The sequence below is a fragment of the Ruegeria sp. AN11 genome, assembly GCF_056536005.1.
Window position 1 is genome coordinate 967,737 of sequence record NZ_JBQFJD010000001.1, and the last position, 13,115, is coordinate 980,851.

Annotated in this window: 11 protein-coding genes; 3 read left to right on the plus strand and 8 right to left on the minus strand. The window is 56.3% G+C overall.

The annotated features are described in order from the left end of the window. Positions 1–331: 331 nt before the first annotated feature. From ACR3EQ_RS04775 to ACR3EQ_RS04790, 4 genes are all read right to left on the minus strand, one after another. Complete coding sequence (locus ACR3EQ_RS04775; RefSeq protein WP_480489937.1) at positions 332–880, minus strand: recombinase family protein; 549 nt, start codon at positions 878–880, stop codon at positions 332–334. A 153-nt stretch (positions 881–1,033) separates the two neighbouring features. Beyond that, positions 1,034–2,803 (minus strand): alpha/beta hydrolase, encoded by a 1,770-nt coding sequence (locus ACR3EQ_RS04780; RefSeq protein ID WP_480489939.1) that lies wholly within the window; start codon positions 2,801–2,803, stop codon positions 1,034–1,036. A gap of 785 nt (positions 2,804–3,588) precedes the next feature. After that, the gene (locus tag ACR3EQ_RS04785) at positions 3,589–3,915 is read right to left on the minus strand and encodes a hypothetical protein (RefSeq protein ID WP_480489941.1); all 327 of its coding nucleotides are present in this window, start codon (positions 3,913–3,915) and stop codon (positions 3,589–3,591) included. 311 nt (positions 3,916–4,226) lie between these two features. Beyond that, positions 4,227–8,315, minus strand: a complete 4,089-nt coding sequence (locus ACR3EQ_RS04790) for a hypothetical protein (protein ID WP_480489943.1) — start codon at positions 8,313–8,315, stop codon at positions 4,227–4,229. Positions 8,316–8,666: 351 nt separating this feature from the next. Between ACR3EQ_RS04790 and ACR3EQ_RS04795 the strand changes: the two genes are divergently transcribed. Beyond that, complete coding sequence (locus ACR3EQ_RS04795; protein ID WP_480489945.1) at positions 8,667–8,858, plus strand: hypothetical protein; 192 nt, start codon at positions 8,667–8,669, stop codon at positions 8,856–8,858. Positions 8,859–8,877: 19 nt separating this feature from the next. On the opposite strand, the gene ACR3EQ_RS04800 is transcribed toward ACR3EQ_RS04795, so the two are convergent. Genes ACR3EQ_RS04800 through ACR3EQ_RS04815 form a run of 4 tightly spaced genes read right to left on the minus strand, consistent with a single transcriptional unit; the run spans position 8,878 to position 11,181 of the window. Beyond that, positions 8,878–9,636, minus strand: coding sequence for a hypothetical protein (locus ACR3EQ_RS04800; protein ID WP_480489947.1), 759 nt, complete (start codon positions 9,634–9,636; stop codon positions 8,878–8,880). A gap of 36 nt (positions 9,637–9,672) precedes the next feature. After that, the gene (locus ACR3EQ_RS04805) at positions 9,673–10,020 is read right to left on the minus strand and encodes a ProQ/FINO family protein (RefSeq protein ID WP_480489949.1); all 348 of its coding nucleotides are present in this window, start codon (positions 10,018–10,020) and stop codon (positions 9,673–9,675) included. Continuing rightward, positions 10,017–10,895 (minus strand): hypothetical protein, encoded by an 879-nt coding sequence (locus tag ACR3EQ_RS04810; RefSeq protein WP_480489950.1) that lies wholly within the window; start codon positions 10,893–10,895, stop codon positions 10,017–10,019. The genes ACR3EQ_RS04805 and ACR3EQ_RS04810 overlap by 4 nt, the downstream gene beginning before the upstream one ends. Before the next feature lie 25 nt (positions 10,896–10,920). After that, positions 10,921–11,181, minus strand: coding sequence for a hypothetical protein (locus tag ACR3EQ_RS04815; RefSeq protein ID WP_480489952.1), 261 nt, complete (start codon positions 11,179–11,181; stop codon positions 10,921–10,923). Between the two features lie 97 nt (positions 11,182–11,278). Between ACR3EQ_RS04815 and ACR3EQ_RS04820 the strand changes: the two genes are divergently transcribed. Then, positions 11,279–11,875, plus strand: coding sequence for a hypothetical protein (locus ACR3EQ_RS04820; protein WP_480489954.1), 597 nt, complete (start codon positions 11,279–11,281; stop codon positions 11,873–11,875). After that, positions 11,872–13,023 carry a tyrosine-type recombinase/integrase gene (locus ACR3EQ_RS04825; RefSeq protein ID WP_480489956.1) on the plus strand — a complete coding sequence of 384 codons (1,152 nt, stop codon included), beginning with the start codon at positions 11,872–11,874 and terminating at the stop codon, positions 13,021–13,023. The genes ACR3EQ_RS04820 and ACR3EQ_RS04825 overlap by 4 nt, the downstream gene beginning before the upstream one ends. The last annotated feature ends 92 nt before the right edge of the window (positions 13,024–13,115 follow it).

The following is a 13,115-nucleotide window of genomic DNA, read 5'->3' on the forward strand; positions in this document are numbered from 1 at the left end:
GGTTCCGATAGTTTAGCTTTGTTTGCCGCAGCCATTAAGATTAGTCAACGCAGCAAGCGTCGGTAGGGTTTCAAGTCTGGCCTGTTTGCAACGGTGACTTCCAACCCTCTTTGGGCAAGGCGTACAGTCTGTTATTCACGACCTTAAATTTGAAAACCATTGACGAAGCACATGTGATTTCTCGCCATAAATATAAGAAAAACGGACGAAGTCAGCAGGCTCCAAGAGCCGCAATCTCATCTGGTATTGATGCGGATCGCGACGATAGTGCCGCCTCGTGCCTGTTTTTCGCGCCAAGAAGTCCTACGGCCTCGTAAGGCCGTAGGGTAAATCACCGGACTTTGAGCACTCTGTAGACGGTCGTCCGCCCGATCCCAAGTTCGGTGGCGATCTTTGACGGGCCATGACCAGCTTCGTGTAGATCACGGATGCGTGTGCGATCGATTCTGCGTTTGCTGCCCTTGTACTTGCCTTGGGCCTTCGCCCGGGCAATGCCTTCGCGTTGGCGCTCAAGCATCAGCTCACGTTCGAACTGCGCGATCGCACCCAGCATGGTCAGCATCAGCCGTCCTGTGGGTGTGCCTGTGTCGAGATCCATGTCGAGGACCCGCAGCGTGACACCTTTGGCCTCCAGCTGCTCGACGATTTCGAGCAAGTGCGCGACAGATCGTGCAAGCCGGTCAAGCTTCGTGACGACGAAAGTGTCGCCGTCGCGCACGAATTCCATCGCCTCATTGAACTTGGTTCGGGCATCGCGATCCATCGAGGAGACGTGCTCCTGGTAGATCCGTTGACACCCGGCTTCTTTCAACGCAGCGAGCTGCGCGGAGAGACCTGCGGTCTGGTCCACGGTGCTCGTGCGGGCATAACCGACGATCATCGGCTGTCCTCCTGTTTCATTGAAATGTTAGGGGTCGCCCCCCTCGGGTGTCCGACTATGGTTCGGACCATAAAAATGAGGGTATCAGCCGGTGGTGTGGAACAGCGCCATTACGGCCTGCCCAAACGGCACGGCAGAGCGGAGGATTCCTGTTTACTTGGGCATGATCCACCACTTGCCCTGCGCGCCGTCGCCAATACGCAGTGTTGGCATCCTGAGCTTTGGCGGCCGCACAGCCTCGAGGAAGATATTTCCTACGTCATCCAGCAAACCACGGTTGCGCGCGTAGACGTTGTGGTTCAGCGAAAATATTTCCGTCCCAACGGCTGTCACGTCGATCGTGTCGATCCCGTCAGACACCACGGGTCCGGTAATCGGCACGTCGCCAGCACGCGGACTTCCCCTGCGCAGCTTTTCAGACAGCAGAGGTGCACGGTCTGATGCACAGGCATACAGCGTCACACCGCGCGCGTGCCTGACGAAGTGATGCGCGATGCCCTCAAAGCGTTTTGCATCCACATCAGGGGCGGCGAGGATCAACTGGTCGATGGCAACGGCTTCGCGGGCTGCAAGCCGCGTTTCTGCCCTGGTCATGAGCTCTGCCAGCGCCTCGTTGCCCATGCTGTGTGCAACGACATGCAGCTTGGAAATTCCTGGCGTTGTGACGATGAGGTCAAGGAATTCGTCCAACTGTTCTACGGAACTGCGCGCGGACTCTATGTCATCGAAATAGTAATCAACGGTACCTGAGCTGGGCCAGCTGAACGCAAAAGCAGGGCCGTCAAATCCCAGGTCATGCGCAAGCTGCGCGGCCCGGTACATCGCTGGAGCGAATTTCGTATTGAAGCCGTGAATGAAAAGAAAGGCAGAAGCCTCGTAGGTCCTGGCAGTGACCGCGGCTTCGGAGGCGAGTGATTTGAATTCGTCTTGATCGCGCAGCTTCGCAGACTGGATCGTGAAGTGCTTTTCAGGGTTTTCTGGCTCATGCCAGATTTCAAAATTGAAGATCGATATGTTCCGAGGAACCTCCACCCGCCCGAGCCGGTGTGCTTCTTTTGGGATCGTTATGTCGATGGTGCCAACGTGGAGTGCTGTATCCCGATCCGCTTCAAAGTAAGGCTCAGCATTGTCCTGGCTTACGTTTACACGGTTGGTCCCGAAGAAGATGCGCTGAACCCAATACTTCGGGTGTTCAAGCGGTGTAGCTTCCTCGTCATCGGGATATTCTGTAATGGACAAGGACCCTTTGCTTAGGGTGCTTGCCAAGCTTTCTGTCTCAGCACTAAATTCTGCGGCAGCCACGGGCGAATAGTTGGTGTCTTCTCTGGTTTCCACCTCAACACTGCCGTCATCCCTGTCAGCATTTTCGCGGTCCTCAACAACTTTGCGAATGCGTTCTAATTTGGCCGCGATAGGGTCCGCGTCATCTCCTTTGCGAGCCTCTTCTGCGCTGGCTAATCGGGTTTCTGTATCGGCACCCGTGCCCACATTGATCGTTATTTGAGATTCCGCTTCTTCAGCATTGAGTGTAGCAGATCCAGATCCCGACGCCTGAACTATGACGTCATCTTCTTTTTCAGCTTCGTCTGTACTGTCTTCTTGGACTTCTGGTTTAGAACTCGTCCCAGCATCGGTACTTTTGTCTGGACTGGTCTCAACGACAACCGCTGTCTCTGAGACCAGGTTGTCCGTGTCGTCTTGTTTGCGGCTCAAGCGCTCTATCAGGAAACGGCGCAGTTTATAGTACCAAGGTGGTGCCCTGTCGTTATCTAAGTGGATTTCCAAAATACCAATCACGGCCACAATCATTAGTGAAAAGGCTAGTACCAGCACAATGCGTGGCAGGCCTGGCGGCATCACATCGAAATGCGCCACAGCGATCAGGACCAAGAATAGGAAGACCAGATAAAATGCGTATATCATTGCCGATCCAAGCGGCGGTCATTCACAGGCCGCTTTCCCTAATAAAAAATTTCTTTGGCGGGAAAGCTTCCAATTGAAACAGATTCTCGCAACAGATTTCGATCTGGCTGCATGACCGAATGAACAGCAAAAACGCTTTGGCTGGAGTAATGCCGGCAATCTGCCTGTCGCAAACCGGGGCTGCCGGCCTACGTCAGAGGGAAAAGGGAGTTTCGTATGAACAGATGGACGAATCTCGGGTTCGCTGTGCTGGTTTCAGCCTGCAGCCCACCTCCCCAGGCTCCTTTGGTCACTGACGCAAACGGTCAGACGGCCATCCAAATCAACCCGAGCGGGCTGACTTGCTACGAGTCGGCCTGTCTGGAGATCACGAGGGGCAGCGTCCGCGCGGTCGGGCACAAGAGAGCGCGCATCCCAAAAGGTATCGATGTCAGCAGCGGAACCGTCACACCAGACGAGTTCAATCGGATGCGCCAATCAGCGATGCTTGCGGGCGGACCCGGTTCCGGCAATCGGTAAACAAAGGAGGGCTCGCTATATGTTCAACGATGACGTCCAGGCACGATGCCCAGAATGCGGATCTCCCGATACGGTGATCACGAGTGAGAAAGCTGTCTGCATTGCGTGTGGGTTCAAGGAAACATTTCTGCCTGACGCCGAAGCGCGCGATGGAGCGGAAGAGGTCGTGGTCAACGCCCAGAAAATGGCTCGGGCGAGAGACGTGCTGCAGCGATGGGATTTCGCTGGGTAAGTGAGGGTCTGAAGAGGCCAGAAATCTGGAGGAGCTACTCTGCTGCGACTTGCTCAGAAGGGGTCACATCACGCATCTGAGGCGCTAATTTCGTGTCCAGGTCAGACAACAACGGTCGGACGGCTTCCAAGGCTGCTGGGTGGCCGGCCAGGACGGCAGCAAGATCAGTTGCGAAGGTGCCCAGAATGTCGATGCTGATGTTCACATCAACTTGCTGCCGTTCCGTCCAGCGCCCATCCAGAACAGCACGCGTCTTTTCGATGCTGTTCCCGGTTGCTGCTGCGGAGACGAGCGTTTTTCGGTCATTCGCATCGCGCGACATCTCGACAGCTTCAGATAGCCACTGATCGTACTGGTTCATGCGTTCAATCGAACGCTGAGCACTCAGGACGTTTGCGTGGTTCCCAGCGTGTTCGACAACGGCAGTCGGCATACATTCTGACCAATGCCGGTACAGCGAAGTCGTAGAAACATTATGACGTTCCGCTATATTCCGAAAGCTAGCCGTGCGTTCGATCAATTCGGTTTCGATTTCGTCGCGGAGGAAATGAGTACAGATTGTGCATTTCCTGCCCATCACGAACCACCTTTCTGTCTAGCGTTCGTATATACATATCTGTCAAAAGGTTAAGGGTGGCGAGGACCCAAGTCCAGTGTGGTGATTTTCAATAATCACGACGCCGCCTTAAGTTTCGAAGCGCGGTAGAAAACGCCATGTTCGGCTGCGGGATCGAAACCGACGATCACGCGACCACATTCGTCTGGTGTGATCGTAAGACTTCTGACGTGATCGCCGCGATCAAGGGATGTGACTTTGACCCCATTGTACGTGAACCACGGGTCTCCGGGTGCGGGAGAAGGTTTCCCAAATACGGGGTAGAAGTCCGCGGGGACTTTTCGCTTGTCCGTCACAACCATCAGCGTCGGCCGTCCCTTGGCATTCTTTTGCAGGCCAAACGAAACGGTCTGATGCTCCTCTGGGATGCCATCGTGCATTTCTGTCGAGAGCAGGGAAGGCGGGTAGATTGGTCCCAAGGACAACAGCCACCTATGAGCAGATTGAACGGACGAAAAGAGGCCCGACTGCACCAATCCTTTCGGAGTTAGGGAAGCGCATCTATTGCCAACGCGCAATGCGTCGGCGACGAACTCTGCCGGGGTCGTCGGCGGGAGGGGTTTATGTGGTATACCGGCCTCGTCTAAAACATGGTGGAGCGTACTCCGTTTTCGGAGGAAATAGAGGTCAGTTTCATAAAGTTCCACGCCGGGGGTGTTTGGCGCAAAACCCTGTAAAGTATACTTAACAGGTTTTTGCGCGAGACCCCTACTTTCTGGAACTTTATGAAGAAAGGCAATCGTCTCCTCCTTCCGGGCACAGTATTCCAGTGGAAAATCAACGCTGTAAGTGCGAACCACTGGGACGAACCCATACTCCGAAAGGCACATTCTGACTGCGGGGTCGTTGCATTCGCGTAATTTTCGCGGGAAGTGGATTTTTCGTTTTTCAAGCTCCTCCCAAGTCGGTACGAGGGCGGCTTTTTCACCTAGGATATCGAGCCGTTTTCCATCGTCCCAGAGGACGTCCATGTACTGGCCTTCCCCAACGTAAACTTCCCGTTCGGGGCGCGCGCCTCGCAAATGATGCTGAGCTGTTCGCTCCGATTTCCAGAACCCCGGATCAAGTCTGAACGCCGCGTGTCCGCTGATGGGCACGAACCCGTATTTTCCGAGGAACGCCTCCACCTTTTCCGCTCTTAATCGCTTCCAGGGCACCACCTCATCCACGGTGATATCCAGTGCCAGTTTAGACATGATCCATACCTCCTTCGGTTCCCTGTTATGAATGAGCCGCACCCTGTCGACCGCCTGTTCGACTTCGCGTTCCCTGATCTGTCGCAGGATCAGGTCGCCGTATTCGTCTGGGTGTGTTCGTACCTGGACGGGCATCACGCCTTCGTCCGTCATCCGGATACCCCGCCATGTATCGTCGAGCCGTGTCGCCGGGGTGAAGGGGTGCCCGCTTCGAAGGCTATACGCTCTGGCGATGTCGTTGACGGCTTCTACGGGTGGTTCCTCCCGACCGACGACCACGGCTGTTTTGGCGTCTTCCCAGCTATTCATCCCGCGCAGCGCCCCGAAGTGGCCGGTCGAGAATTCTCCTTGTCTGTGTTCTATGATTTGATCTTCGATTGACTTTGAAGAAAACACTGCGACGTTTTCTCCGAGACCTTCGACGAACTGTACGACATCGTTGACCAATCGTTTTTCGTGTTCGAACCCGAATTTCGAAAAGGACTTGTCGATGACCTGCCGCACGACGGCGTTTCGTTCCACGCGGCGTTCCCTGACCCTCAGTGGTCCAAACAGCGTTTGTGCGAGCCGTGGGTCTGCCGTTCCGTCCAGGAGCAGCAAGGGTCTGTTTCTGAAGGCGAAGTCCTTGAGCCTGTTAACGACGAACCCGCCGTCTTTTTCCCGGTAGCTGACGGGGTTGTTAGGGTCGCGTTCCAGCAGCAGCGTTTCGCATACCTTAACGGCTTTAACGAGGTCCGTGATGCCGTCCGTGACAAACATGTCTGCGTTGCCGCGACTGACGGCATCCCGCGCGCGTTCCTTGATGAGTCGCTTGGCGTATCCCCGCTCCGCATTCAAAACGGCCTCGTCAGGTACAGTCCCCAGTCGCATCGCCGGATAGATGTCGCGCATTGGTGAGTAGATGCCTTCGCGGGGATGGTGGTGATTGGCGCTGTTGACCGCCTCTGCGCTGATTTCTATGGCTTCGTGACCATGGTCGCGGGGTCGCTCGTCCCATATGACAATGTTCGGGAGAACTTTTCCTGGCAGGCCGAACCAGCCGTAATCGTGCGGTCCAAAGATGACGACGCCTTCGTCACTGCGCGCCAGGGCGCGCAGGCGCTCTTCCTGCTGGAGGTATCCGCAGCTATGTCTGAGTGGGCAGCTTTTGCACATCACGTCCCGCACATGGAGACCCGCCTCACCGGCGAGTTGCGCGAGCTCCGCGAAAACGCACATCTGCTCTTCTTGAACACTAGGGTTCGGTGCTGCCCGCCCACGGATTGCGAATCCTGGTGGGCCTTGCCGGTGCGTTGCTCTGGATGCGTTGTAGTCCTCAGCGACCTCGGCGGCTTTTTCGTGGGTTGGGGCGAGGAGCAAAGAGACGAGACCCCGTGTTCGGTGCAGGAAGCCGGGAACGCCTTCACGTCCTGCCACGGCCGCGGTTTTTCCTACCCCCTGGGCACCTGACAGCAAGACTCTTGCCTCCTCGTATCGTCCTGCGACGGCGGTGATGCGGCTTGCAGGCGGGTAGGGAAGGTTAAAAGCCTCCTGCGTCCATCCACGCGCTTCCGGGACGGGTTCACCGAAGTCTTCGTAGACACCTCTTACAACCACGGATCCTCGCGCTGCGTTCAGCGCTGCGTCTGCCCATTCTTCGACAACATCAGCATGGCCGGCGATCGCTTCCGCCCTGTCGACTTGCGGTGCCGGATAGAATGGTTCGAGGTCGTCTGGTGCGTCGAATGCGGCAAATTCAATCTTTGTCCTTGTTCCACCTGAGTGAGACAAGATGATTGGTGCAGGGAACTCTTTTCCCCAAAGGACGGTAGCGCGGGTCATACCACCGCTGACGCCTCTTACGGGGCATGGTATGCCAAGGGGAGGCATTCCCCGATAGACGTAACGGCGCCGGAAATCGAGCACGGACATGCGTTCGCGTTCAGGTGAAACGATGTCAGCATAATCTTCGAGCACCGCTCCACTCTTGTCGAACTTACGTTGAATGGCGCTGACGGCTTTCGCTTCGCTGACGCCCTGGGCGATCAGCCCTCCGACAGCATCCTGAAAGTTACTTTCAGTAACCCGTTTAGCGATTGGATCCAGGTCCCGACGCGCGACGCGCTCACGCCACTCTGCACGGTTTCGCTCCGCTCTCGTGGGTACAGGGATCATGTCTTCGGTAGCGGGTCGCGAGCCGTAAGAGGTAAACGCGCGGTCTGGCTGAACCAACCCGCCAAACAACATTGGGCCGGTGAAGTCTGGCTGTGTTGGGACTTTGAGCATCTGGTCCGCTAGGCTGCGAAACAGAATAGACGCTGGACCGTCCTCAGCGTTGCTGACGAATGCATACGAAAAACGGTCGTCCGCCCAGCAGCGGGTGTGGATCAGGTCGAGCATTCTAGGTACCAGTGCGTGGTCTGCCAGCAGAATGTCTGCTCTGAAATTGGGTTGCGTCTTGAGCGGTGTCCCGTCTGGCTTGAGCACCCCGCCTGAACTGGACATGTAGATCAGCATCAAGGCCCCTTTCAGTTCTGGAACGACGCTGAGAATGGCCGCGTGGAGGTCGTCAGGGGTTTCTATTTTTGGGGTGCTTGTCCGCCATAGCCCGTTCGTTTCCTCCTCGGATTTGAAGTCGGCATCTATGGAGCCGGTGCTGGCTTCACCGGAACGGAAGTCAAGGAAGTTTCGAGAGCGGTGTAGCTCTTTGTCCCATTTTTTGGTCCATATCTTTCGACCGACCTGCGACCGCTCCCACAACCCTGCGACAAAGACGGTTTCGCCAGGTTCAAAGGTCTCCCGCTGAATGCAATAATCTTCGAAATCCCTGAACTCCCAATCCTGTGCGATTTGGCCGTGAACGTAGTAGTTCAGGTCGGATTTGAGGATTTCTTCGCCTTCCAGCGCATACGACTTACCGAAATCTCCGTTTGCTGCGTACATTCCTGAGCGTCTGAATTTAACGGTCATGGCACTTCCTTAATCGAAGCACGCAAACGCTTGTCCGGTGGGGTGAAAAAGGCTACCTTCTCGTCGAGAAAACTTGCTCGGCAGCAGTTATTTTCTTTTGTGAGAAGGAGCCGTTTCACGTTTCGAGCGTGAGCGGCTTCTTTGTTGTAACGGTACACGACCCCTGCGGGCCGGCGGATTGCGTCCGTGAGTGCCTTAATGCTCGTACCACGTCTGTTCACACGCGCCTAAGCAGGCGCGGATGTCGCTTTCAAAGTCTGAACCGACACTGGGCTTCTGTCGAGGTTTATTCGCTGGCCTATCTGACATTCCTGGACGACAGTTCTTTCACGCAGTGACAAAGGAAACCCGATGACCACGTGGCCCCGCACCATCCCATTTGACCCCAAGAAACGATTGGAAACGCAGCAGCAGTACCTGTCGCTGCCCTCGTTGCAAAGCCAATGGACAGAGATCCGGGAATGGCTTGAGAAGCATGGGGTTGAAGCACCTGAGGACTTGCCGACCGAACCAGAGATAAGTGGGCCAGTCTGGCACCGTTGAACGCGCTGAGTGCGTCGTCTCATTTGCGGAATGCACTCGAACCAAATTGCACGACCGTGCTTTGAGGTGCGCCGGGTTTGGTCTTAGGAACCCTTTCGCGACGATCTCCAATTCGGTCTTGCTGCGTCATGCCGATTTGTTCGAGAACCGAAGCTCGAAAACCGCGAAGTTTTCGCTCGAAATCCTGCTCCTTCGTTCCTTCGATCTGCCGGATCAGCCTGTCGAGTTTAATGACCACGGTCCGCGCAGCGGGCTCCCATGCGACGGCGTCCGGTCTTGCTGGTGGGGGGATCAGAATCCACGCGCGCTTTCCGCTTTTTCCGTTGGGCTTTTCCCTTTCCGTGCGGACCGTGCCGTCGATGATCAGCGCACCTAAGGCGTCCTTGCTGGCATCGCTCAGTCGCCTGTCGTGGCGAAGCACCGCCTTGACCCTGCTGCGGCGCGCAGGGCCGCCACTGCCGACCCTCCAGATCGCCTGCAACACGATCTGTCGTTCTATGCGGTCGCGCTCCTCAGCGGCGCGTACAGCGGGCTGCAGCATGATGTCACCGCTGTTGTCGATCGTGGAATGCACATCTCCTAAGAAGATGAGGCCTTCGATCACGCCACCGGCATCCTTCGTTCCCGGATGCAGGTTCAATGCGGCAACGACTTTGGACTTCGGAACCCACCCGGCTTCGATGCTTAAGCGATCGACTACTTCGAGTGCCGCCGCTAACTCGGCTGGACCGACACCTTGCGACACCGAACCCCCGATCTGGGATCCTTTATTACCCATCAGACTTTCTTCGCGCTGGCTTAGGAAATGCAACCGTCATTGCTCAACTCCCGCAGGGGCATCGGTGACCTTCTGCTTGCGCTCACTCCGGCTCCTCAGGAGCGCCTTTGCGGCTTCGCGGTCTATATCGCTCACAGGCTCGACGGGAACACCGTTCAGGTCACGTCTGATGCTTCCATCCAAGCCGAGTTTCCTCAGGTATCCGGCGCTCCTGACATGCCGCCTCAGAGCCGCGCTCAGCCGCTCTGGTGGCAGGATGCCATCGAGGTCCTTGTGGATGCCGCGCTTCAAAGGAAGGCGCTTCTGAAAAACCGGAAAGCGGTTTAGCAAGACGCCCAGATCATCATAGGTCTGATCTTTCTTGCCCATGCGTGGCGCGTTCATAAGGACTTTCCTTTCGCAGCGAGAATACGGCGATTGATTTCGGCCCACATCTCGCGCGTTCGCGCCTCCGCTTCTTCGCGCTCCCGTTCACGCGTGGCTGGGTCACCGTCTGTCAGGCTTTGTGGTCGGGGGGCGATATCACGGATCACGCGCAAACCTGCGAAAGGCTTGTTCGGATCCGTTTCGGACGGCGGGAAGCGCCGAAGCCACTCGATCTGGTCGTCCGCCAATTGCTTTCTTCGGAACATGGTCCAACTCAGGAAGCAGGGACCGCGTCTGCGCGCACGGTTCGCAAGCATCTGCCTTTGGGACCGGCTTGAGCACCGAAAACAGATCAGCGCCCCGTAAGGATCAGTCAGCCGCAGCTTCATGAAGCCGGCGTGCACTTGGGGAAAGCCGAAGGTTGCAACGGCGACCATGTGCGGTTTCAGGGGCTTGCGATCCCACTCGTTCAGGCCGGACTTGTGTGCGACCCCAAATTCCCGGCGGCACCCAAGGCACTTATCGCCAAGGCCGGGCTCAATGGTCTCATCGATGGCCGACAGCGCTTCGTTCACTTCGACTTGCTGTATGACGGAGTAGCCCCAATCCAAATAAGGATGCGGATCAAGGCTGAACGGTTCTGCCGTGAACTTGTCCGCAGTGCCGGTTGTTTCGTGCTGGTGCCGTTCGTCCCCGTGTTTCCACTTCGGAGGCAGAATTTCATGAAACGAGACGACCCTGGACTCCACGATACGAGGATCCTGACCTGCTGCCAGCTTCTCGCGAACGTCAGCGAAATGCCGCTCGTACAGCTGTACCTCTGAAATCGTTGGGTGCAAAGGCACGCCCTGCGGCCAGCCCTCAGGTCGCCGCCGTGGATCGAAGTGTTTCATTGAACTTCTCCTTTGGGGCGTGTGCTCATGCCGCTGTTCCTGATGGGATTGGCGGAGCGAGTGCGCCCTCAAGCCAGTGGTCGGCTATCTGCTCACCTTGCAGCCACCGCTGGATCACCTGCTTCGGAAAGCGAACCCGTTGGCCCGTTCTCTGACCGCGCCTGAAATGTGGGATGCACTTGTTTCTTGCGTCGAGGTAAACGCTGGCCGAGGACGGCCACAGCGGCAAGTCAGGGTCTTCGGCAACCTCCTGAGCGGTCAACCACGTGATAGGTTCGTCATTCATTTCACTCTCCGTATTTGCGTAAAATTGGGTATTTGCGTAAACACAACTAATAAATGCGAACTAGAACTTTAATCGAAAATCAACTAAGTTGCGCAACATGGATAAAATTACGTCAACCAGAAGAAAAGAGAGCGCTGTTTCTGAAACAGACGGAAAATGGCGTGTAGAAGGAACAGGAAAGCCCGTCGATTTATCGCAAGACCGATACCGACTGGCATTTGTCGATGCAGCGAGGCTGCGTCCAAAGGAGTTTTTCGCAAAGTTTGGATTGCCCAATTCCTTATTGGAGCAAATCAACCATGAGGTCGCGGAAGACCTCGAGGAATTCAGACAAGCGGTCGGCCTCATGGCGACCATGGGCTACTTCCCGGGCCTGAGCGATCTTCCCGATCCACCCGAGATCATCAACACCCCGCAATTAGATCTGGCACGGTTGCTGGATGATATGGCGAAACCGAACAAGGTCGTGTCTAGGTTCGTGCCTTCTCCTTCCGGGAGGGTGCAGAGGCTGACAACCACGGATGGAACACTCCGTTCCGTTCTGTGGGCTAAGCTGCTCGATTACGCAGCAGGGGAGCCCCGACAGTGCGCGACCTGCGCCTATTGCAGCTCTGCCTTCATTCAGACCGACGCAAGACAGAACTTCTGCTCTGCATCGTGCCGAACGCAGGCATCGCGGGAGAAGCGGTCATGATAGAAAAGAGGGAAGGAAAGCGCGGAGCCAGCTACCGCGTTCAGGTCTGGGGGAAACCCCCAAGGAGGGGGGCGAAACGCCCATACCTTTCTGGTACGACAAAGACCTACCGGGATGCAAAGCGCATGGAGCGCAACTTCGAAGCTCAAATCGAAGCCGGTATCGGTCCTGACCGGGATACACTGTCGGCGTATCTTGATCGCTGGCAGGCGAGCCGGAAGCCGCGTGTCGCTGCTACGACATGGAAGCGACAGGGCCAGCTGATCAAGACAGTGCAATCTGCCGGGATCGCAAAGATGAAACTGCGTGACCTGCTACCAGACGACTTCGATATATTTTACGCCGACCTGCTTGAGAGCGGTCGTCAGGATGGGCAGGGAGGGCTGTCAGCCCGAACGGTCCTTCATATCCATCGGATGCTCCACAAGGCGCTCAGAGACGCGGAGAAGCGAAAGCTGATCGCATCTAACCCTGCGTCTTTGGCAGACCCGCCCAAGGTCACGAAGAAAGAGTTCGAGCTTCCCGGCGACAATGCGCTGGCTGCTGCCCTGGAGGCCTTGAGGAAGAACCGCCTCTGGCCTTCGATCCTGATCATGTTCGCGACAGGACTCAGGCGCGGAGAGGCGCTTGCCTTGCGCTGGTCCGATCTTGATGTCGAACGGAACAAGCTCACGATCCAGAGGGCGCTTGTGAGGGTCGATAGAGAGACGCTGATCAAAGAGCCAAAGACACGGTCGTCTGTCAGGGTTGTCACGGTTCCAGAGAGCGTCACACGGGAACTCCTCGCGTGGCAGAAGGACCAGAGGGTCGAGGCTGTCCGGCGCGGATACAGGAACCCGGATAACTGGATCATGACCTCTATCAAAGGAGAGCCGATGAATCCGAACACCTTCACAACAATGGTGATCGAAACTTCGGAACGGGCAGGGGTCAGGCTGTCGCCTCACAAGCTGCGTCACCTCCACGCGACAGAGCTTCTGCGGGCCGGAGTTCACGCCAAGATTGCGCAAACACGACTCGGTCACAGTACCGTGGGAACGACGCTCGACATCTATTCGCACGTCCTTGACGAGATGAATGACGAGGCAACAGAAGTCGCTTCATCCGTGATGGAACGCATCGGGAACCTGAGTACAAATGGCAGCTAAATTGGCAGCAAAAAGTGCAGCACTTTGTTGAAAGACACTGAAAACTGCATTGTTTGGTTAACGCATTTTTTGTAACGTTGACAAACGTTGTC